This is a genomic window from Marinobacter sp. V34, from assembly GCF_055524115.1.
Map to the genome: position 1 here is coordinate 1 of NZ_JBUPZY010000014.1, position 21,237 is coordinate 21,237.

Here is a 21,237-nt window from a genome sequence, read left to right on the forward strand (position 1 = left end):
ATGGCTTCATGGCCCTGCCAAGAATCGGCAACGAAGTCATCGTCAGCTTCCTGGACGGCGACCCGGACCAGCCGATCATTACTGGAAGAACCTACCACGCCACCAACACCCCGCCGTACGCGCTGCCGGAGCACAAGACACGTACCACACTAAAAACCCAGACCCACAAGGGTGAGGGCAGCAACGAACTGAGATTCGAGGACGAAGCGGATAAGCAACAGATCTACGTTCACGCCCAGAAAGACCTGGACTTGCTGACCGAGAACAACCGCACGGAAGTCATCAAAAACGACAGCCACCTCACCGTCGATAACCACCGCAAGGCCCACATCAAGGGCAATGACCACGCCACCGTGGATGGTGAGAAACGGGAGTCCATCGGCGGTGATTCCAGTCTCACCGTCAACGGCAGCCATCACAGCAAACAGGGCAAAAACCAGCTCATCGAAGCCGGCAGCGAAATCCACCACAAGGCCGGCATGAAAATCGTGATCGAAGCGGGTGCGGAAGTGACCCTGAAGGCTGGCGGTAGCTTTGTGAAGGTGGACCCCAGCGGTGTGACGGTTTCAGGGCCCATGGTGAAAATGAATTCCGGGGGTGGGCCTGGCGTGGGCACCCCTGTAGCAGCTCAAGCGCCGGGTGTGCCGAAGAGTTTAAGTGCAGAAGGATTCAACAAGGGGGAAGGGACCCTGGCGGAAACTGGACAGCGCAACAATGCTTCACCCCAACCGAGCCCGGTGTCGAAGCTCAAGGCGGTTGCTCGGGATGATATCGCTCTGAGTAGGCAATGTGGGCGACAGGAAGATGGCATCTGCACCTCCGAGCCCTGTGCATGTGCCGGGGAGGTTTGACGTGACATTTCCCGATTGTGGAGCAACTCATAGCGGTGACCTATTCCTGATTCTGGATGGGGCGCGGATCGATGCCCCCCGGTTCATTTATGAGCGTGATGACCGACCTGAAATGGATCTTTTGTACCGAAGTACGCCTCACGAGCCGGTTAAAGAAGTCAGTCCTTGTATTGTCCGCCCTTCTGAAAATAGTCGGTTGCGGGGAGACGTGAATAATTGGAGATCGGATGGCATCGCTATCGAATCAAGAGCAGATATCCATACGCTCGGAAATCATTTGCGTAGTCTGATCAGTGTACGGTTGCCGGACGGGGCTCTCGCCTATCTCCGTTTCTATTCCCCAAGCCAGATTGACCCCCTTCTGTCATCACTTTCAGATCACGAGCTGACGATATTCAGCGGGCCGGTTACGAGGTGGCACTATTTTGCACCGGTAGACGGGTGGAAAACCGTTGAGGTTCCGGGCACAAGTGAGAGCCAGGAAGCGTCGAATGAGGGATGGTTCCAGCTTAGCGAGGAACATCTCAGGGCGATTGAGGCCGGCAACGAAGCTGTGTTCCGGAAAAAGCTGGTTCATCAGGCGGGGTGGCCAATTACTCCAGAATCAATGTCTAGAATCGACCAGATCGTGTTAAGGGCCAGCTCGTTTGGCTTCCAGGCCCAAGGCGACATTGCCACCTATGCCGAGCTTGCCTGCTATTACGGTGATCGATTGGAAGAGCCGGATGCTCTGGCAGTACTACAGTCGGAAGACAAACCAGCTGGGCAGCGGCTGGAGATAATCGACAGCATGATGTCATATGGAGATGCATAATGCCTGCAAGCTATGAAGTTGTTTCTGGGGACACCCTGTCCGCTATAGCCAGACAGCACAACGCAACGGTTACTCGCTTGCTTCGTCTGAATCCTTCAATAGAAAACCCCAATCGGATAAATCCGGGCCAGAAACTCGCAGTTCCTGCCGCCGACGAGGTCATCACAGCGCGCTCGGAGCCGGGCAAAGTCGTTGAGCAGTCACCCTGTCAGGACAAGGTCGTGGAGATCTACCACGCGACCGGGTCTGATGAGCTCATCCTGCTGACAGAGGAAGAAGAGAAAGAGTTGGATGCGGAAGAGAAGGCTATTTGTCAGTTGATCGAAGCTTTCTATTCCGAGCTTGAGAGCCTTTCTGAGGGCACAGAGGACGCCGATAGCACACCTTCGGAAGGCGAGGGTCAGGTATTGACACCAGTCCAGCAACGCAAGCAGGAAATCATTGAACATCTAGCAGATTTGGGAGCGATTCCGGAAGGGGTGCAAACAACACCGAAGCTTACCGAAATCAAGCGTTTGTCTGGCAAAAAACACCGAACTTATGTGCGCTCCGACAAGATGAAAACCCACCCGCGTCGTTACAGTATCGCTGCCCGGGACAAGGCCCGCAGTGAGGGTTGGCTAACAGAGGACGGTATTGATGGCGGAAAACTTGCGGATTCACTGCAAAGCAAGCTCAAGGTGAAAGTGAATTTAGAACTAGGGAGCCTTGACCCCGATGGCGCCATCATGCAGGCGCTCAATCAGTTCTACGATGAAGCAAGCTGGTCAATCTGGGGAAAGAATCGGGCAAAACAGGTGGCTGAAACGGGCTTTGATGCCTCCGCCGCGGCACAGTTCATGCGTTTTGCCGCCGGGGCAAGCGGGCATGCGGAAGTTAACCCCGCTAACGGGAAAGTGCATCTCCAGGCCAAGGCGGAAGCTCAGTATGCGCTTGCGGAAGGGAAAGTCACCGTTGAGCAGGCATTCCCGGCGAGCAACCGAAGTGAAATTCGTGTTTATTACCGGGAAGGTGGCTGGAATGGCCCGCTAAAGTATGAATCACTGGGTCATTTCCAGGCTGCCCTCGCGATTACAGCCTCAGGTTTTGCCGGTGCGTCCGCCATTTTGGCGGGCAATATACATGTCGATAGCTCAGAGGGCATCCCGAAAATCAAAGGCATCGCAGCCCGAAAGAAAGGGCAGGGCGTAGGGATGGAAGGCAACCTTTTTGCCGGAATTCGTGGTGGATGTGAACTTGCCGGTGAGCTGCGCTGGCAGGACGTGCTCTCCGCTGACAGCAGTTGGGATACGCTCTGTAAGATTGGCCAGAAGGTCGAGGCTGCGTTGGGGGCGGCGGGTGAGTTTGAGGCGCGGCTGATGTTCAGTGATGAGACGGGTAAGTTCTACTTTAACCTTCACGCAGGATTGGTTCTGGGAGTAGGTGCTGCGGGCAGTTTTTTGCTTGAAGTCGGCGTAAACCAGATCTTTAAATTGATTCACTTTATTTACAATGCGTTGCTCGAGGTCGATTTTAGATATCTGGAATTGTTTGACTCGGATACTGACGCCTTTTTTTGGTATAAACGTTTAGCGCTTTTCTCCTTAAGTAAAGGCCTTTCTGGTGTTCAAGCTGCCTCTGAGCTTGCGAGGGGTGGAGTGCTCTATGTGTCTGGATATGTTGACGATTTTTTCTCTGGACGTGATATGGAAGAGAAAAGTTATAAACTTGCAGAAAACCTTCTGAGCGATTTGGAGCGGGGAGAGGACGCTGTCTTTATGCACTCTCCCCCTGAAGTGAAAGGCGTCATGTTAGATGCAATTCTTTACGACTGGTGGCTCACCCCAGGCTTCTTCGAGGACAAGGAAACAAAGGTCGAAGCAGTGAAAAGTGCACTTGAGAGCTTCCAGAGTTGGCGTGATTTTGAGGAAACCCTAAAACGCATGAATAGTGACGGACAGGCGAAAAGGGGAGAACTTGATCAAAACCTCGAGCGTTTATTCGAGTTTGTGGGCAGGAGCAAACCGGAAAGGAACCTGTTTATTCGCCAGCTCAAAAATCGGAAAGCTATTGCGGGCCGTCCCGTTCGGCGCGATCCGTTCGACGCTTGTCGTATCTGTGGCCTTGCTTAGGGAAACTACCATGAGTCGGAAATCCTTCTGTTGCACCGCCTCTATGCTATCGATTGCGGTGGGGATTAGTGGTTGCGAAATCTTTATCAGTGGCCCTGAGCCTGAGGCGATTGATCTGGTTGCCCGGCAGGCTGTCAACAACCAGGTGTACCTAGAGGGGGGCACATTCAAGCTAGGAGATATCGGAGACGAATCGGGGAGGCCTTACGTTACTCTGACATCGCATGCCAAGCCTGCTGTCAATGTAACTTTGGATAGTTATTCGATCTCCCGTTATGAAACTACCTGGGGAGAGTTTCGTGTCTACCTTGAGGATGTCGGGCATCTTGACCAGTACACGGAAAAAGTATCGACCAGTAAATACATACAGTCTTCGGATGACCCTCTGTCACCACATTACCATCGAAAGCCGGCTAGATCGCCAAACTATGTTGAAGCGGAAGGGTTTTGTCAGTGGTTAGCGGGCAAGACCGGATTGCCATTCGCGCTTCCGACAGAAGCTCAATGGGAATTCGCTGCTAGAAATAGAGGGCAGGACGTGCCCTATGCTACCGATTCGGGAAAAGTTAGGAAGGACCCTTACCTGCGGCGACCGGCAGAATATGTCGATCCATCTATCCCACCTTCTGGCAATACGCTAATGCACTCTTCCGCTAAATTTGAACGGCGCTCTGTGGGTAGTTATCCGCCTAACCCGCTGGGCTTATACGATATGACTGGTAACGTATCGGAATGGACGCAGGACTGGTTTCAGGCAGATTACTATGAGCATGCCCCTCATCTTAATCCAGCCGGCCCAGCAAGCCCAGTGGATCCAGATGACCCTCGGAAAACGGTCAGGGATTGGGCTGGCAGGGGAGGCCACTTCGGCGGCGGCGGCACAGTATTCGCCAGATCGGGGCGACCTTTGGATGCACCTGGCAATGGCTTCCGCTGCGTGGTCAATTCCCCCAAGCCAATCAACTAAATCGCTGTCCAGGTACGAAAGGAAGCTTCTAAGTGAAAAGAAAGTATGGAACCGACTGGTCGCTGCTTTGGACGGCCGTAAAAGACAACGCCAGTGCCTTCTTCATTCTGCTTGGAATCGGGTTGGCTTTTGGCCTAGTGGGTGGGGGCATCTTTGCTAATGGCTTTGGCGAAGTGGGAGCCATGGCTTTCGGTGGCCTGTTCGCTCTGATTGGATCGGCGACGTTTGTCACAGCTTTCGTCACTGCTCACTCCAGCGTAAGTTACTACTACGACCAAGCCTTGTTGCGAAAATATGGGGTTGAAGTTGATGGGGTCTTGACCAGCAAATCTGCTGAATGCCAGTTCCATCAAGAGTACGACCATAATAACAATCCCAGGGGTGAGGGCTATCACCTGTGCATTTTGCTCGTAGAGTATGATTTCCAGTTCAACGGAAGAAACTACAGTGGTGCTTATTATCTCAGCAAGGCCGGGCTGTTTGGTAAGTTACGAGAGGGTGATCCCCTGCCGCTGAAGGTGCTCCGCCTGGACCCCTCGGTTTATAAAGTGCTGGAGCGTCGGCTTGCCAATATGCTCAAAGGCCGGGAACCAGACGGCCCCTCCCAGATTCCGGATGGAGCCGAAATCAGCCAACTGCTCTAGCGGTTTCTGCTTTGTTTGAAATCTGTGTGCATCGTTTCACGATGAAGCCCTTGGGTCCGGACAGGACGAAGGCGCTTACCTTGTTCGAAATTACTCGACACAGTGTATTGCCCGATAAACAGTCGTGGCTTTTTTACATTGGTATTCGATGGCCCAACTGCTAGCCAGTCAAGGACACTGACAGGAACTCGCTTTTCAATGCCTTACATTTCAGCCTTTTTCCTTATCCCCTCAACAATCATTCTTCTCAGCAACCTGTTGATCATTATTTATGAGGGCTTCAGCAAGCCCTCCTTCTATTTCGAAAACTCAATTCTGGATACCGGGTTCCTGACTATCTTTTTTCTGAGCCACCTGGTCGGCTGGTTGGGCATTTTTTTCGGCGTCCCGTTCCGTGACCAGGGGGCAATAACTCTGATTGGAAAAGGTGTGATCGCTGGCCTGATAACCTTGCCATTTGCGTTTACACACTTTCTTCTCGATGGGAGGACTACGTCTGCGGTGGTTTTGTTATGTGGATGGGTTGGATTGTCGATTCAGGTGTTACCAGATTTGCGCCATTCTTGGCGGCACAGGGTGCCAAAAATGGGGTTGATCGTTGCTGCGCTGTTACTTCCAGTTCTTATTAATCCGTTGACCTGGAATAGCTCCAGATTGTTGCCGGTGCCGGAAGCTGCTTGGGGAATTTACTATCCAGACTATGATCGGGAGCAAGGCAAGGAATTTATAGAACATTACCAGCGCCATGAAGAGCAGTTTAACAAGGCTCCCAAGCTGATCATCTCAAAGGCGGGAATGTTCATGATTAATGTGCTGGGTCGGCCGCTGTCCAATACGTTCGCCCACTGCGGCCCCGACGGCTCACTCAATGTTTTTTCCAGTAATTCTGAGCAAGATTGCGGAAAAACCAGCAGCGACAACTCCTGGAGTCTACTAAAACTTGAATTCTACGAACCCGGCAGCTTGCGGTGCGTAAACTGTCGTAATTTCGGAAAGCCGAAACACTGGATACGCATCGATCAACTGCCTGAAAGTTATTGATTGCCTTTCGTGAATCTTTAAGGCCCCAGCGCTATTGGATTGCTGGGGCCTTCCTGTCTAAAAGTGGCTTCCTGAGTGAGGAGAAGGAGAGGCATTACTGCCCTTCTTCCCCCCCCCCTTCAGGGAGCTTCACGATCCCCGCAACTCCCGAGCCGCAGCCACCATCCCCCTGAGCGCCGGAATCACCTCCTCCCAGGACCGGGTTTTCAACCCACAGTCCGGGTTGATCCAGAGCCTTTCGGGGGGGATTCTTTCCGCGGCCTTGTTCATCAGCGACACGATCTGCTCGGTCCCCGGCACGTTGGGCGAGTGAATATCGTAGACACCCGGACCAATATCATTCGGATACTGAAATCCCTTGAAAGCATCCAGCAGCTCCATGTCAGACCGGGAGGTTTCGATGGTGATGACATCGGCGTCCATACGGGCGATGGCTTCGATGATGTCGTTGAATTCCGAATAACACATATGGGTGTGTATCTGGGTTTCGTCTTTCACGCCATTTGCGGTAATCCGGAACGCTTCGATGGCCCACTCCAGGTAGGTCTGCCAGTCGCTCTGGCGCAAAGGCAGGCCTTCCCGAAGGGCAGCTTCGTCGATCTGGATGATGTTCACGCCGGCCTGTTCCAGGTCCAGTACTTCCTCGCGGATGGCCAGTGCCAGTTGGTGGCAGGTGTCTTTCCGGGGTTGGTCATCGCGCACGAAGGACCAGTTCAGGATGGTGACCGGGCCGGTGAGCATCCCTTTCAGGGGCTTGTCTGTCAGCGACTGGGCGTAACGGATCCATTCCACGGTCATGGCTTTGGGCCGGGAGATATCGCCGAACAGGATGGGCGGTTTCACGCAGCGGGAACCGTAGGACTGTACCCAGCCGAAGCGGCTGAACACGTAGCCTTCCAGTTGCTCGCCGAAGTACTCCACCATGTCGTTACGTTCCGCCTCGCCGTGGACCAGCACATCCAGCCCCAACTGTTCCTGTTCCTGAACGCAGTGGCGGATTTCCGCGCGGATTCGCTCCTGGTATTCCTCGGGTGCCAGTTCGCCCTTGCGAAACATGAGCCGTGTTTGGCGGATATCCTTGGTCTGGGGGAACGAGCCGATAGTAGTTGTGGGGTAGCGCGGTAGCTTCAGGTGGCTGGCCTGGATGGCTGAGCGCTGCTGGTAGCTGCTTTTGCGCTGACCCAGTTCAGGCGTGATGGCTGCAACCGACTTGCGAACCTGAGGGTCCGTCACTCGGGTTGAGTTCCTACGGCTGAGTATGGCGTCTGCATTGTTCTTCAGTTCCTGGGCTACCGAATCCTTGCCATCGGTAAGCGCCGTTGCCAGTAAATGCAGTTCTCCCAACTTTTGCCGCGCAAAGGCCAGCCAGGAGCGTATTTCCGGGTCCATGGTGGTTTCGTTGCCCAGATCTACCGGCACATGGAGAAGTGAGCAGGACGGCGCAATCCAGAGTCGTTCACGCAGCTTCTGATAAACCGGTTCCAGCCAGTCGAGGGTAGCTTCCAGGTCGGTTTTCCAGATATTGCGACCGTCGATCACGCCCAGTGAGAGAACCTTGTGTCCCGGCAGCCAGTCAGTCACGCGAGACACTTCGTCGCAGGCGTTTGTCGCATCCAGATGCAGGCCGGCAACCGGCAGCTCACAGGCCAGTTGCAGGTTTTCTCGCAGTTGGCCGAAATAGGTGGTCAGCAGCAGCTTTACCGGGTTGGTCTTGAGGTTGTGGTAAGCCAGGTTCAGGGCATGCCGCCAGTCGCCTCCCAATTCTGTGACCAGGATTGGCTCGTCAATCTGCACCCACTCTGCGCCATTGTCGGCAAGAAGCTGTAACAGCTCCCCATAGACCGGCAGTAAGTCATCCAGCAGGCTGAGCCGGTCTGTATCGTCCTTGGATTTGCCAAGCCAGAGGTAGGTGACAGGGCCGATGATAACTGGCTTGGCATTGACGCCTACAGCCCTGGCTTCGGCCAGTTGTTCCAGTAAACGCGCTGGATTCAGACTGAACCGTGTGTCCGCGTCGAATTCCGGAACAATGTAGTGGTAGTTGGTATCGAACCACTTGGTCATTTCGCCGGCATGGACGCCACAGCAATCGTCGTCCGATGGAGAACGACCACGGGCAATGCGAAAGTAGCGATCCAGTTCGTTGTCATCAGCCTTGCCTGCGCGCTTGGGCAGGTTGCCGAGTGTGGCACTCATGTCCAGAACCTGGTCATAGATCGAGAAGTCTCCGGCCGGGGCCAGAGTGAGCGGGCGCTGGTGCCGCCAGTTGCTGGCGCGGAGCCCGGCGGCAGTTTGTTGCAGATTGTCTTCGCTGAGCTCGCCTTTCCAGTAGCCTTCAAGGGCAAACTTGAGTTCGCGATGTTCGCCAATCCTGGGGAAGCCCAGGTTATGAGTGGTTACCATGATGAATCTCCTGTCGTCATTCAGGTCATCAAGGCTAGTGCTGATCTGCCATGAAAAATAATGGTAAAATCTCATGAATTCATGAATTGTTTTCAAGTAAGGCCGGCCAATGATTGAGCGCAACCATCTGGAGATCGTCCGGGAAGTGGATCGGAGCGGCTCCCTGACAGCGGCGGCGGACGCCCTGTGTCTCACCCAGTCTGCCCTCAGTCATGCCATGAAAAAGCTGGAGCAACAGATGGAAACGCCCGTGTGGGTGCGTGAAGGCCGTAAACTGCGGCCCACTCAGTCCGGGCTGTATCTGTTGTCACTCGCGAATCGTTTGTTGCCGCAGTTCGAGCATGCCGAGGAATTGGTGGGTCAGATTGCCCGCGGACAGCGGGGCAGCCTTCGAATTGGTATGGAATGTCATCCCTGTTACCAGTGGCTGCTCAAGGTGGTTAGGCCGTATCTTGAGCAATGGCCAGGCGTGGATGTGGATGTGAAGCAACGTTTCCAGTTTGGTGGTATCGGTGCTCTGTTCGGCTACGACATCGATGTGTTGGTGACGCCGGACCCATTGCACCGCAAGGGGCTTGTGTACGAGCCGGTCTTTGATTACGAGCAGGTCCTGGTCGTGCCGAGCAGTCATGCTCTTGCCTCCAAGCCTTGGGCGGAGCCTTCTGACCTTGAAAGTGAGACCCTGATTACCTATCCGGTGGATGCCGAACGGCTGGATATCTATACCCGGTTCCTGGTGCCAGCCCACAGTAGCCCGGCCCGGCATAAGACCATCGAAACCACGGATATCATGCTGCAGATGGTGGCGGCGGGGCGTGGTGTGTCGGCCTTACCCCGCTGGCTGGTGGAGGAGTACGCACACCAGATGCCGATCAGCCCGGTACGGCTGGGGAAAGAGGGTATTGATAAGCAGATTTTCCTGGGCCTCCGTGAGCGGGATGTGGACGTGGCCTATCTTCAGTCGTTCATGGAGATGGCGCGGGGAACAACCTGGGGACTGGCCTGAAGCCGGAATCGGTCGCAACTTTGGTTGAGATGTTCGCGGGGGCGCTGTTCTTCGGTTAAAATGCGCGAAATTATTCATCGGGGAATCTGACCATGAGCGAAACACCCACGGATCTGAAATACATTGAGACTCACCAGTGGGTGCGTGTGGCCGATGACGGCACCGCAACCATTGGTATTACGGACTTTGCCCAGGATCAGCTGGGGGATATCGTTTTTATCGGTGTTCCGGATGTGGGTTCGACGGTAACTGGTGCTGAAGAGGCGGGTGTTGCCGAGTCAGTGAAGTCGGCGTCTGATGTGTTCAGTCCGGTGACCGGTGAGGTGATTGAGGTCAATGAGAGCTTGGAGGATGAGCCTGAGAAGGTGAATGAGGATCCTTATGGTGATGGCTGGTTGTTCCGGGTGCAGTTGGCGGATGCCGGTGAGCTGGATGGCCTGATGGATGCTGCGGCTTATGCGGAGCATGTTGCTGCCGAGGAGTGACCTGATTCTCGGGCGCATGGAATAAGCCGGGCGGGCCTTCAAGAAAACGCCTCGAGACGTCCCTGTGCGGCTTGGGCTCCGCCATCCATGGCTCCGCACATTTCTGGAAGGCCCGCCCGGCTTATCCCCCCAGACACCGTGCTGGCTTCGTTTATCAAAGCCTTTACTTCATCATTTCTTCAGGCGGTTGTTTATGAATTTTCCGGTTTTATACCTTCGAAAAGGCGCCGAGCGCAGGCTCAGGGCTGGTCATCTTTGGGTCTACAGCAATGAGGTGGATACCCGTCGCTCCCCGCTGACGGAGTTCGAGGCCGGTGCTCAAGCCGAGCTGCGTGCTGCCAATGACAAGCCGATGGGAACGGTGTTTGTAAACCCGCATGCGCTAATCTGTGGCCGGCTGATCAGCCGGAACGCGGCCCATGGGATGACCCCTCAGCGGCTCACCGATCGGGTGGAGACGGCGCTGGCGCTGCGGGAGCGGTTGTTTGATAAGCCGTTTTATCGCTGGGTGTTTGGGGACAGTGACGGGCTTTCGGGGCTGGTGATTGACCGGTTTGATGACGTGGTGGTGGTTCAAATTTCTACCGCCGGCATGGAGCAGTTGAAGGAATCGATTGTTCGCTCGGTGCAGCGGCTGGCGCATCCGCGGGCGATTATCCTCAAGAATGACGGCAAGATGCGAAAGGTGGAGGGGCTGGATACCTATGTTGAGCAGGCCCATGGCCCGGAGATAGATCTCTTGCCGGTCGAGGAGAATGGCGTGCGCTTCGAGGTGCCCATGGAAGGCGGACAGAAAACCGGTTGGTTCTACGATCATCGCATGAATCGGCAGCGGCTGCAGGCCTATGCGCCGGGCAAGCGGGTGTTGGATGTGTTCAGCTATGTGGGCGGCTGGGGTATCCAGGCGGCTTGCGCAGGGGCTACGCAGGTGACCTGTGTGGACAGCTCTGCTGGTGCCATCGATTCGGTTCATCACAATGCGAAGATCAATGGCCTTGATAATATTGAAACCATTGAGGGCGACGCCTTCGACGCCTTGAAAGCGCTTTGCGATGAAAAGGAAAAGTTCGATATCGTCGTACTGGACCCGCCCGCTTTGATTCCCCGGCGGCGAGACCAGAAGGCCGGGGAAGAGGCTTATGCGCGCCTGAATCAACTGGGCTTAAGGCTGCTGGGTCGGGATGGGTTGCTGGTGTCTGCTTCGTGCTCTATGCATCTGTCCCAGGATAAGCTGACTGACATTATCCGTAGCAGTGGTCGCAAGATTGACCGATTTGTGCAGTTGCTGGAGCAGGGGCACCAGGCGCCGGATCATCCGGTAGTGCCGGGGATTCCGGAGACGGATTATATTAAAAGCTGTTTTGTTCGGTCATTGACTGGGTTTCTTTGAGCTTCGGGGGAGGCCAGTCAGCGAGGGCGCTTACCTCGCTGACTGGCCCAGACAATGGCAGCTAACTTCTGAGACTTATGATCTTCCAGCCGCTTTCTTTCGCAATTTTTTCAAGTGTGGGATCGGGGTCGACCGCTACCGGATTGTCGACTTTTCGAAGTAACGGGGCGTCATTGTGGGAATCGCTGTAGAACCATGCGCCCTCAAGACTTTCTCCAGTTGACTCTAACCAGTCACTCAGGCGGGTGACCTTCCCGTCCTGAAAGCTGGGAACACCTGCAACCTCCCCCGTATAACGCTCATTGACCATCTCTGGCTCAGTGGCAATGAGGTGTTCTATGCCTAGCAGTTCCGCCACCGGCTCGGTCACAAACCGGTTGGTGGCGGTGATGATTAGCAGTGTATGGCCTTCGGCCCGGTGGCTTTCCAGCAAATCCTTAGCCTTGACGAGCATCATTGGGCGGACTTTTTTCGCCACAAACTGCTCGCGCCAGGCCAGTAGTTGTTCCGTGTCATGCTGTGCAAGAGGCTGGAGGGCGAAGCTCAGGTAGCGCATGATGTCCAGCTCGCCATTCAGATACTCCTCGTAGAAGCGGTCATTCGCCTGCCGGTATTCCTCTGCGTCCACGATGGACTCTTCCACCAGAAATTCGCCCCAGGCATGGTCACTGTCTCCGGCGAGCAGGGTGTTATCGAGATCAAAAATCGCAAGCGTCAATTTGGTTACCTCCAGAAGGAACAACGACCATTACAGGCGCCACAGTCTACCATGACATGCCGCTACCGGCTCCGTTTGCCGAAGCCTTGGGATTCTGTAAGAATGAGAGCAACTTGGATAAATCCGGCCGGTGAATTTTTAATCCGGCCAACCGACTTTTAAGAGGACTGTGCCGTGATCGATTCGGACGGTTTCAGACCCAACGTCGGAATCATTCTGGCCAATCACAGGGGGGAAGTCCTCTGGGCAAGGCGAATAGGGCAGGACTCCTGGCAGTTCCCTCAAGGTGGTATCAAGCACGACGAATCACCGGAAGAGGCTCTCTACAGGGAGCTGGCGGAGGAAATTGGTCTCGGTACAGGCGATGTGGAAATCATCAGCTGTACCCGTGGCTGGCTGAGATACCGCCTCCCTCGCAGGATGGTGCGGCACAATTCGCACCCAGTCTGCGTGGGACAAAAACAGAAATGGTTCCTGCTGAGGATGCTTTCGCCGGATGCGCAGGTGCGCGTAGACGGCACGGACTCGCCGGAATTCGACGGCTGGCAGTGGGTTAGCTACTGGTACCCGCTTGGGCAGGTCGTTTCGTTCAAACGCGAGGTCTATCGACGTGCGCTGCGAGAGCTCGCGCCGCGGCTGTTTTACAACATGGAACAGTGGCGACAGGGCGAGCCTTCCCGACGCGCGAAGGACACACAGAAATGACGGATTGAACCCGCCATGCTGAGCATACTGCGAAGTCTTGTACAAGAGGTAAACAGTGCCCGCGATTTGCAGGAGGCTCTGGATGTCATTGTTTCGCGGGTGCAGAAAGCCATGGATACCGAGGTATGCTCGGTTTATCTGCTTGATCCAGCCACAAATCGCTACATACTCATGGCCACGGAAGGTCTGTACCAGCAAGCGGTAGGGCAGGTCAGCCTTGCCTATTCCGAAGGTCTGATTGGTCTGGTTGGTTCCCGGGAAGAGCCTATCAACCTTGAAGATGCTCCGTCCCATCCCCGCTATCGTTATTTTCCTGAGACGGGCGAAGAGCGTTTCCGCTCGTTTCTGGGTGTTCCCATCATTCACCATCGCCGGGTGCTTGGCGTACTTGTTGTTCAGCAACGGGAAAGCTCTCGCTGCTTTGACGAGGGTGAAGAAGCCTTTCTGGTAACCGTTTCAGCCCAATTGGCTGGCGTTATCGCCCACAGCGAGGCAACGGGCGCGATCAGCGGCCTTTCCCTGACCGGTGAGGAGGCGACTGATGTCAGTTTCAGTGGTGTGCCAGGTGCGCCAGGCGTTGCCATTGGCAAGGGAGTGGTGGTGTACCCGGCCGCCGACCTGGACGTTGTACCTGAGAAACCCACCGATGATGTTGAGCTGGAGTTGTCGCTGTTTGAAGGTGCGGTAACTGCGGTTCGGGAAGACATTGAGCGGGTAGCGGCCCGGCTTGCTTCCCAGCTTCGCCCGGAAGAGCAGGCTCTGTTCGATGTCTATTTGCGTATGCTTGGCGATGACGCCATGCCGGGTGAGGTGGGCAACCGGATCAAGGAAGGTTTCTGGGCCCAGGGCGCACTGAAGCAGGTGGTTCAGCAGTACGTTCGTCACTTTGAAATGATGGACGACCATTACCTGCAGGAGCGGGCTGTGGATATCCGCGACCTTGGTCGGCGTTTGTTGTCCCACCTGCAGGAAGGCGAACAGAAAGACACGGTTTACCCTGAGAATACGGTCCTGGTCAGTGAAGAGCTGACACCGGCCATGCTTGGAGAAGTGCCCAAGGGACAACTGGTCGGCTTGGTGTCGGTTAAGGGCTCAAGCAACTCCCACGTTGCCATTCTGGCGCGGGCGATGGGTGTGCCTACCGTCATGGGGCTTGTGGATATTCCGGTCAACCAACTGGATGGCAAGGACCTGATTGTCGACGGCTTTGAAGGTCAGATCTTTGCTTCACCTTCCACGGACCTGAGAAATTTCTACCAGGAAATCTGTGACGAGGAAGACGAGCTGATCAAAGGGCTGGAAGCCCTTCGGGATCTGCCGTGTGAAACCACTGACAACCACCGCGTGTCGCTGTTGGTGAACACTGGCCTGATGACGGATGTGGTACGTTCTCTGAGCCATGGTGCCGAAGGCATTGGCCTGTATCGCACCGAAGTGCCGTTTATGATCAAGGACCGCTTCCCCTCGGAGCAAGAGCAGCGGGAGTATTATCGCGAGCAACTGGAAGCCTTCGCTCCCAATCCGGTCACCATGCGTACACTGGATATCGGTGGTGATAAGGCGTTGACGTATTTTCCGATCCAGGAAGAAAACCCGTTCCTGGGCTGGCGTGGTATCCGCGTAACCCTGGACCATCCGGAGATATTCCTGGTTCAGGTGCGGGCAATGCTCAAGGCGAGTGAAGGCCTGAACAACCTGCAGATCATGCTTCCTATGATCAGCAACATTTCCGAGGTGGAAGAGTCACTTCATCTAATTTACCGGGTCTATCACGAGGTTCGGGAGGAAGGTTACAACATCCATATGCCCAAGGTGGGGGTAATGGTAGAGATCCCGGCGGCGGTGTATCAGATTCGTGAACTGGCGGATCGTGTCGATTTTCTGTCCGTGGGCTCCAACGACCTGACTCAGTATCTGCTTGCGGTTGATCGCAACAACCCCAGGGTTGCGCAGCTGTACCATTCCTATCATCCCGCTGTGCTACAGGCGCTGGTGCGTGTTGCCCAGGACGCCCATTCGGTTGGCAAACCTGTTGGTATCTGCGGCGAACTGGCGGGAGACCCGGGCGGTGCGCTGCTGTTGATGGCAATGGGATACGATTCGCTGTCCATGAACGCGGCGAGCCTGCCGAAGGTCAAGTCGGTTATTCGTAGTGTGAGCCGTGAGTGGTCTGCGCAATTGCTCGAGGATGTGCTGCTCCTGGATTCTCCCCATGTCATCAAGAGTTGTGTGGATCTGGCTCTGAGGAATGCCGGGTTTGGACGCTACCTGCGCCCTGGCAAGACCAGCGCCATTGCCCATGCCGGAAAGGCCCTTTCGTGATGGCGTATAGCCAATTGGTCCTATATAGGGTGTGTACTCTAAAACTCGCTGCTAGTGTTAAAAACAATAGCCAACCGCACCCGCACGGGGATACTGAATGAAGGCAACCACAACAGCGATTAAGCCCGAACCTCGCATAGGCCTTGCCCTTGGTGGCGGTGGCCCGTTGGGAGGTATATATGAAATCGGGGCATTGCGCGCGCTGGATGAAGCGCTGGACGGCCTTGATTTCAATAACATTGATGTATACGTGGGCGTGAATGCGGGGTCTTTTGTTGCGGCGAACCTGGCAAATCAAATGACCACGGCGCAGTTATGCCGGATTTTCGTTCGCAATGAAGCGGAAGTGCACCCCTTCCACCCGGAAGTTTTCTACCGCCCCGCGTTCCGCGAGCTGGGCAGCCGCCTGCTGGCGGTTCCGGGCCTGGTGACAACGGCTTTTCGACGTTTTGTGAACAATCCCTATGACCAGAGCCTGCTCGAAGCGATGACGATTCTCGCTCAGGCTGCGCCCGCCGGGCTTTTTGATAATGAAGGCCTGCACGAATATCTGCAGCGGGCGTTCACCATGTTGGGCCGCACCAACGATTTCCGACAGCTCAAGCGCAGCTTGTACATTGTTGCGGCCGATGTAGAGAGTACCGAGGCGGTTTGTTTCGGTGCCCCTGGTTTTGATCATGTGCCCATCTCAAAGGCAATTCAGGCGAGTACATCGTCACCGGGCATCTATGTTCCCGTCACCATCGACGGGCGCTACTACGTGGATGGCACTCTGAGAAAGGGGCTGCACGCGTCCGTGGCGTTTGAAGACGGTGCGGATCTGGTCTTCGCGGTCAATCCACAGGTTCCCATTGATGCGAGTTCAGCCGTGCGGGCCGGCACTATGGGGCCGGGCGAACTGACACGGTCCGGTATGCCGAACTTGCTGTCCCAGATGTTCCGCACCATGGTGTATTCCCGTATGCAATCGGGCATCGCGCAGTATGCCCGGGATTACCCGGACAAGGATATCCTGTTGTTCGAGCCGACCCGTGACGATGCCAAGTTGTTTTTCTCCAATGTGTTCAGTTTCCAGTCACGCCGAATGGTGTGCGAGCATGCCTATCAAATGACTCGGCGTGACCTGCTAAACCGCGCGGGCGAGTTGGAGCCAAAACTGGCGAAGTATGGCATTCGCTTGCGCCGAGACCGCCTAGAGGATGAACAGCGCACCATCAGTACCAGCTTGTACGGTGAGATGCTTCCCCTCTATGTGGCGAAAGGCCGCAAGAAACGAGCTCAGAAAGGAAAGCTGGCAACCGGCTTTGATAATGTGTCGGAGTTGTTCAGTAAAGCGCTTTAGAGGGCGCGCAGAATGCGCGCCCCGATCGGTTGCATTTGGGCCTTCCGGCCCTTGCGAGTCACAAGATATAGCGGCTTAGGTCTTCGTCTTCAGCCAACTCGCCCAGTTTTTCGTCCACAAACGCGGCCGTAACCTCGAAGTCGTCAGTAACCTGGTCACCAGCCTCATAAGACAGGCTTTCCAATAGCCGCTCCAGCACGGTGTGCAGACGCCGTGCCCCGATGTTCTCGGTGGTCTCATTGACCTTGTAGGCAACCTCTGCAATACGAGCGATGGCATCTTCAGTGAAGGTCAGTTTGACGCCTTCTGTGCCCATCAGGGCTTCATACTGTTGTACCAGAGAGGCGTCTGGCTCCGTGAGGATGCGCTTGAAGTCATCAGGGGTCAGCGCCTGTAGCTCAACCCGAATGGGCAGGCGGCCCTGCAATTCGGGAATCAGGTCAGACGGTTTCGACAGGTGAAACGCGCCGGACGCGATAAACAGAATGTGATCAGTTCGTACTGAACCATACTTGGTGCTCACGGTGCTGCCTTCAATCAGCGGTAGCAGATCCCGCTGTACGCCTTCCCGGGATACGTCAGACGACGTGTTCTCGGAGCGCTTGGCCACCTTGTCGATTTCGTCGATGAAGACGATACCATTCTGCTCAACTGTCTGAATGGCTTTTTGCTTGATTTCCTCTTCATTGACCAGTTTGGCGGCTTCCTCGTCGCGAACGTGCTTCATGGCATCGGCGACCTTCATCTTGCGTGTCTTGCGTTTGTCGGAAGACATGCTCGAGAACATATTCTGGAGCTGGCTGGTCATTTCCTCCATGCCAGGAGGCGCCATGATTTCCACGCCGGCACCGCTGTTGCTCAGGTCGATTTCGATTTCCTTGTCGTCCAGCTCGCCCTCACGCAGTTTTTTTCGGAACAGTTGGCGAGTGGAGGAGTCTTCGATTTTCTGGCTGTCCTCCTTGAAATCCCGGGGTGGCGGGATGAGCGCATCCAGAATACGTTCCTCAGCTGCGTCCATGGCGTGATGCTCGTGGCGTTTCATTTCCTTCTCGCGAAGCATCTTGATGGCCATGTCCGCCAGGTCGCGGATGATGGACTCGACGTCCCGGCCCACGTAGCCCACTTCGGTGAACTTGGTGGCTTCCACTTTCAGAAAGGGAGCGTCTGCCAGTTTGGCGAGACGACGTGCGATTTCGGTTTTGCCAACACCGGTAGGGCCGATCATGAGGATGTTTTTCGGTGTAATCTCCTCGCGCAGACCGCTGTCCAGCTGGGTCCTGCGCCAGCGATTGCGTAGGGCGATGGCAACGGAACGCTTGGCCTCTTCCTGGCCCACGATGTGTTTGTTGAGCTCGTGGACAATTTCACGGGGGGTCATTGCAGACATGCTAGCTCCGGATCAGTCGTTGGCTGACAGCACTTCGAGGGTGCGATTGTGGTTGGTGTAGATGCAGATGTCGGCCGCTATATCCAAGCCTTTTTCCACAATCTCGCTGGCTTTCAGGTCGGTATTTTCCAACAGCGCTCGCGCTGAGGACTGGGCAAACGGTCCACCTGAGCCAATGGCGATCAGCCCCTGCTCAGGTTCGATGACGTCGCCATTGCCAGTAATGATGAGAGATGCGGTCTTATCCGCAACGGCCAGTAGGGCTTCCAGGCGGCGGAGCGCTCTGTCGGTTCGCCAGTCTTTGGCCAGTTCGACAGCAGCGCGCGTAAGGTTGCCCTGGTGTTTCTCCAGCTGGGCCTCAAAGCGCTCGAACAGGGTGAATGCGTCGGCGGTACCGCCTGCAAAACCGGCGAGCACCTTGTCATTATATAGTCGGCGAACCTTGCGGGCATTGCCCTTCATTACGGTATTGCCGAGGGAGACCTGGCCGTCGCCACCCATGGCAACTTCATCGTCACGCCTGACAGAAAGTATGGTAGTCATTCTGGCTCCACTTGCCTGATAGAAAACAGTATTCAGCAGTAATGGAGGCGGGTGGTGCGTTTTCAAGGGCCAGGGGAGGAGAGAATGCGGAGGGCGGTTCAGCCCTCCTTGGGGATTTTTCGGACCAGAGGCTGGATGTTCAGGTTCACCAGCTTATCGATAGCTGCGTTCATCTGGCTGCGAGAGGTGAAGGGGCCCACATTGACGCGGTACCAGATGCTGCCACTGTCGAGGTCGATGCGCTTGACCTGGGCGCGAAGGCCCTGGAACGCGATTTCGGCCCGTTGCCTCTCCGCATCTTGCTGCTGTCGGAAAGACCCTGTCTGCACCAGGTAGTCAAACGTTTGCTGTCCTGGCCCTGGGGTATATTCCTCAACCTCGGGAGGAACCACTTCCGAGTCAGGAAGCATGTCGTAAAAGCGAAAGCCGGGCTTTTCTTTGGCGGTGGTTTCCGAAGTTTTTTTCTTTACCTCAGGCGTTGCAGTTGTCGTGGCTCTTTCGCCTTGACGAGGCTCGGATGTAGGAAGTGAGTTGAGATAGGCAATAAAGCCGATAAAGCCACCCACGGCCGCCAGTGACAGGATCCACTTCAATGACAAACCGCCCCGCTGTGATTTAGCTGTAGCAGGGCGCTTGGGGGGCTGCTTTTGCTGACGCGCAGGCCTTTTGGATTTTGTTGACGTTGCCGGCTTACTGGCCGGTCTTGATTTGCGGGCATAGTCTCGGGACATGGCCGGGTTAGTTCCTGTTGCGTGCCTGAATAGTCAGATCATGAAGCCTGACTTGCTACATTTCGTCGGGTGCGCTCACGCCCAGAAGATCAAGGCCGTTGGCAATCACCTGCCTGACTGCAAGATATAGGGAAACCCGAGCGTCTCGGACAGCGGTATCTTCAATCAGAACTTTATGGGCGTTGTAGTAGGTGTGGAACTGCCCGGCAAGATCCCTGAGATAGTGCGTCAGGTGATGTGGCTCCCTCAATTTTGCTGAGCTCTCGATCAGCTCGGGGTACTTGGCCAGCTGGTTAGCGAGATCCTTTTCCTCGTCGAGTGTCAGCAAGGACAGGTCCCCCACGCATTCGTTCAGCCCGCGTTCAACGCTTTCTTCTTTCAACTTTCTAAGCACGCTGCAAATACGTGCATGGGCATACTGGATGTAATAGACCGGGTTTTCATTGGTCTGGGAGCGTGCCAGATCGATATCGAAGGTCAACTGGGAGTCAACTCTGCGGGCCGCAAGGAAGAAGCGGGTGGCGTCTCGGCCTACTTCGTCGATCAGGTCGCGGACTGTCACGTAACTGCCCGCGCGTTTGGAAATCTTCACTTCCTGGCCAGACCGAGTCACCATCACCATCTGGTGGAGCACATAGTCTGGCCAGCCCTCCGGGATATCGGCTTTGAGGGCCTGCAAGCCGGCACGAACACGGGTAACGGTAGAGTGGTGATCGGCACCTTGCTCATTGATAACCGTGGTGAAACCCCGTTGCCACTTGTCCAGGTGGTAGGCCACGTCCGGCAGGAAATAGGTATAACCGCCATCTTTCTTGCGCATCACGCGGTCTTTGTCATCACCGAATTCGGTGGTTTTCAGCCACATGGCGCCTTCGTGTTCGTAGGTATATCCATTTTGCTGCAGGCGTTCGACGGCCTCCTCCACCTTGCCATCTTGGTACAGCGATGACTCGAGGAAATACACGTCGAATTCCACGCCAAAGGCTTTCAGGTCCAGATCCTGTTCACGACGCAGGTAGGCAACCGCAAATTCCTGGATGGCTTGCTGGTTGTCCGGGTCGGCTTTACCGATGACTTCCCGGTCGTCCGCGGTAACGGTTTCGCCGGCGAGATAGGCATTGGCTACATCGATAATGTAGTCACCGCGATAACCATCGGCGGGCCAGTTTTCGTCTTCCGGTGTTAGCCCTTTTACTCGTGATTGCACTGAAAGCGCCAGATTGTTGATCTGCGCGCCCGCGTCGTTGTAGTAAAACTCGCGGGTGACTGCGTAACCATTTGCTTCCAGAAGGCGACTCAAGCAGTCACCGATGGCCGCACCTCGTCCATGGCCTACGTGCAGGGGGCCGGTAGGGTTAGCGGAGACAAACTCCACCTGGACCTTCTCACCCTTGCCGTTGTTGTTGCGGCCGTATTGCCCTGCGTTGTCAAGAATAGTGTTGACCACTTCGAAGGCGCTAGCCGTACTCATAAAAAAGTTGATGAATCCGGGGCCCGCAATCTCAACCTTCTCGACAGCGTTGCTGTCTGGTAACCGTTCCACCAGTGCCTCAGCCAGCTTTCGCGGCGGGCAGCCTGCCGCCTTAGATGCTACCAGGGCAATGTTGCAGGCGTAGTCACCGTGAGATTTGTCCTTGGTGTTGCCGACCTGAGGTGTAAAGGCCTGGTCTGCGGGCAAAGTACCTTCAGATTGCAGGGTCGCCAGCGCAGACTGGAGGAGTTCGGATACGGTCTCTTTCATGCTGTCGGATGACTCGATATACGGAGAGTGGGTTAC

The 21,237-nt window shown here is 55.5% G+C and carries 18 protein-coding genes; 12 read left to right on the forward strand and 6 right to left on the reverse strand.

What is annotated here, in order from left to right; all coding sequences use genetic code 11:
• The 6 genes from AC0B60_RS18540 to AC0B60_RS18565 form a co-directional block, all read left to right on the forward strand.
• On the forward strand, nt 1-851 hold an 851-nt coding region (locus AC0B60_RS18540; RefSeq protein ID WP_465087349.1), incomplete at its 5' end, for a type VI secretion system Vgr family protein.
• 1 nt (nt 852) lies between these two features.
• Entirely contained in the window at nt 853-1,665 is an 813-nt protein-coding gene (locus AC0B60_RS18545; protein WP_465087350.1) for a DUF4123 domain-containing protein, read from the forward strand.
• Nucleotides 1,665-3,776 (forward strand): LysM peptidoglycan-binding domain-containing protein, encoded by a 2,112-nt coding sequence (locus AC0B60_RS18550; RefSeq protein WP_465087351.1) that lies wholly within the window; start codon nt 1,665-1,667, stop codon nt 3,774-3,776. Before AC0B60_RS18545 ends, AC0B60_RS18550 begins: the two co-directional genes overlap by 1 nt.
• 10 nt (nt 3,777-3,786) lie before the next feature.
• On the forward strand, nt 3,787-4,743 hold the full coding sequence (locus AC0B60_RS18555) for a formylglycine-generating enzyme family protein (protein WP_465087352.1): 957 nt from the start codon (nt 3,787-3,789) through the stop codon (nt 4,741-4,743).
• A 32-nt stretch (nt 4,744-4,775) separates the two neighbouring features.
• Nucleotides 4,776-5,387 (forward strand): DUF3592 domain-containing protein, encoded by a 612-nt coding sequence (locus tag AC0B60_RS18560; RefSeq protein WP_465087353.1) that lies wholly within the window; start codon nt 4,776-4,778, stop codon nt 5,385-5,387.
• Between the two features lie 198 nt (nt 5,388-5,585).
• Nucleotides 5,586-6,428, forward strand: coding sequence for a hypothetical protein (locus AC0B60_RS18565; RefSeq protein WP_465087354.1), 843 nt, complete (start codon nt 5,586-5,588; stop codon nt 6,426-6,428).
• Nucleotides 6,429-6,557: 129 nt separating this feature from the next.
• Here the strand turns inward: AC0B60_RS18565 and metE are convergent, their stop codons facing one another.
• The gene (gene metE, locus AC0B60_RS18570) at nt 6,558-8,831 is read right to left on the reverse strand and encodes a 5-methyltetrahydropteroyltriglutamate--homocysteine S-methyltransferase (RefSeq protein WP_465087355.1); all 2,274 of its coding nucleotides are present in this window, start codon (nt 8,829-8,831) and stop codon (nt 6,558-6,560) included.
• 109 nt (nt 8,832-8,940) lie between these two features.
• On the opposite strand from metE, the gene AC0B60_RS18575 reads away from it, so the two are divergent.
• From AC0B60_RS18575 to AC0B60_RS18585, 3 genes are all read left to right on the forward strand, one after another.
• Nucleotides 8,941-9,837 carry a LysR family transcriptional regulator gene (locus tag AC0B60_RS18575; protein ID WP_465087356.1) on the forward strand — a complete coding sequence of 299 codons (897 nt, stop codon included), beginning with the start codon at nt 8,941-8,943 and terminating at the stop codon, nt 9,835-9,837.
• A 92-nt stretch (nt 9,838-9,929) separates the two neighbouring features.
• On the forward strand, nt 9,930-10,322 hold the full coding sequence (gene gcvH, locus AC0B60_RS18580; protein WP_465087357.1) for a glycine cleavage system protein GcvH: 393 nt from the start codon (nt 9,930-9,932) through the stop codon (nt 10,320-10,322).
• A 193-nt stretch (nt 10,323-10,515) separates the two neighbouring features.
• The gene (locus AC0B60_RS18585; protein ID WP_465087358.1) at nt 10,516-11,712 is read left to right on the forward strand and encodes a class I SAM-dependent rRNA methyltransferase; all 1,197 of its coding nucleotides are present in this window, start codon (nt 10,516-10,518) and stop codon (nt 11,710-11,712) included.
• 61 nt (nt 11,713-11,773) lie between these two features.
• Here AC0B60_RS18585 and AC0B60_RS18590 read toward each other — a convergent pair whose 3' ends face one another.
• Nucleotides 11,774-12,430, reverse strand: coding sequence for a histidinol-phosphatase (locus tag AC0B60_RS18590; protein WP_465087359.1), 657 nt, complete (start codon nt 12,428-12,430; stop codon nt 11,774-11,776).
• A gap of 174 nt (nt 12,431-12,604) precedes the next feature.
• Between AC0B60_RS18590 and AC0B60_RS18595 the strand changes: the two genes are divergently transcribed.
• From AC0B60_RS18595 to AC0B60_RS18605, 3 genes are all read left to right on the forward strand, one after another.
• Entirely contained in the window at nt 12,605-13,135 is a 531-nt protein-coding gene (locus AC0B60_RS18595; protein WP_465087360.1) for an RNA pyrophosphohydrolase, read from the forward strand.
• Nucleotides 13,136-13,150: 15 nt separating this feature from the next.
• On the forward strand, nt 13,151-15,457 hold the full coding sequence (gene ptsP, locus AC0B60_RS18600; protein ID WP_465087361.1) for a phosphoenolpyruvate--protein phosphotransferase: 2,307 nt from the start codon (nt 13,151-13,153) through the stop codon (nt 15,455-15,457).
• Between the two features lie 97 nt (nt 15,458-15,554).
• On the forward strand, nt 15,555-16,799 hold the full coding sequence (locus AC0B60_RS18605) for a patatin-like phospholipase family protein (RefSeq protein WP_465087362.1): 1,245 nt from the start codon (nt 15,555-15,557) through the stop codon (nt 16,797-16,799).
• 58 nt (nt 16,800-16,857) lie between these two features.
• Here AC0B60_RS18605 and hslU read toward each other — a convergent pair whose 3' ends face one another.
• The 4 genes from hslU to argS form a co-directional block, all read right to left on the reverse strand.
• A complete protein-coding gene (gene hslU, locus AC0B60_RS18610; protein WP_465087363.1) occupies nt 16,858-18,186 on the reverse strand; it encodes an ATP-dependent protease ATPase subunit HslU in 1,329 nt (442 codons plus the stop codon).
• Nucleotides 18,187-18,198: 12 nt separating this feature from the next.
• Entirely contained in the window at nt 18,199-18,729 is a 531-nt protein-coding gene (hslV, locus tag AC0B60_RS18615; RefSeq protein ID WP_465087364.1) for an ATP-dependent protease subunit HslV, read from the reverse strand.
• Nucleotides 18,730-18,827: 98 nt separating this feature from the next.
• Entirely contained in the window at nt 18,828-19,460 is a 633-nt protein-coding gene (locus tag AC0B60_RS18620; RefSeq protein WP_465087365.1) for an SPOR domain-containing protein, read from the reverse strand.
• A gap of 55 nt (nt 19,461-19,515) precedes the next feature.
• Nucleotides 19,516-21,201, reverse strand: coding sequence for an arginine--tRNA ligase (argS, locus tag AC0B60_RS18625; protein WP_465087366.1), 1,686 nt, complete (start codon nt 21,199-21,201; stop codon nt 19,516-19,518).
• Between the last annotated feature and the right edge of the window lie 36 nt (nt 21,202-21,237).

Excerpts from the sequence above, each read along its gene's own strand:
- AC0B60_RS18555 (WP_465087352.1), top strand. The coding sequence starts at position 3,787 with ATGAGTCGGAAATCCTTCTGTTGCACCGCCTCTATGCTATCGATTGCG.
- gcvH (WP_465087357.1), top strand. The coding sequence starts at position 9,930 with ATGAGCGAAACACCCACGGATCTGAAATACATTGAGACTCACCAGTGG.
- hslV (WP_465087364.1), bottom strand. The coding sequence starts at position 18,729 with ATGACTACCATACTTTCTGTCAGGCGTGACGATGAAGTTGCCATGGGT.
- AC0B60_RS18585 (WP_465087358.1), top strand. The coding sequence starts at position 10,516 with ATGAATTTTCCGGTTTTATACCTTCGAAAAGGCGCCGAGCGCAGGCTC.
- AC0B60_RS18605 (WP_465087362.1), top strand. The coding sequence starts at position 15,555 with ATGAAGGCAACCACAACAGCGATTAAGCCCGAACCTCGCATAGGCCTT.
- AC0B60_RS18565 (WP_465087354.1), top strand. The coding sequence starts at position 5,586 with ATGCCTTACATTTCAGCCTTTTTCCTTATCCCCTCAACAATCATTCTT.
- AC0B60_RS18550 (WP_465087351.1), top strand. The coding sequence starts at position 1,665 with ATGCCTGCAAGCTATGAAGTTGTTTCTGGGGACACCCTGTCCGCTATA.
- AC0B60_RS18575 (WP_465087356.1), top strand. The coding sequence starts at position 8,941 with ATGATTGAGCGCAACCATCTGGAGATCGTCCGGGAAGTGGATCGGAGC.
- hslU (WP_465087363.1), bottom strand. The coding sequence starts at position 18,186 with ATGTCTGCAATGACCCCCCGTGAAATTGTCCACGAGCTCAACAAACAC.
- AC0B60_RS18620 (WP_465087365.1), bottom strand. The coding sequence starts at position 19,460 with ATGTCCCGAGACTATGCCCGCAAATCAAGACCGGCCAGTAAGCCGGCA.
- metE (WP_465087355.1), bottom strand. The coding sequence starts at position 8,831 with ATGGTAACCACTCATAACCTGGGCTTCCCCAGGATTGGCGAACATCGC.
- argS (WP_465087366.1), bottom strand. The coding sequence starts at position 21,201 with ATGAAAGAGACCGTATCCGAACTCCTCCAGTCTGCGCTGGCGACCCTG.
- ptsP (WP_465087361.1), top strand. The coding sequence starts at position 13,151 with ATGCTGAGCATACTGCGAAGTCTTGTACAAGAGGTAAACAGTGCCCGC.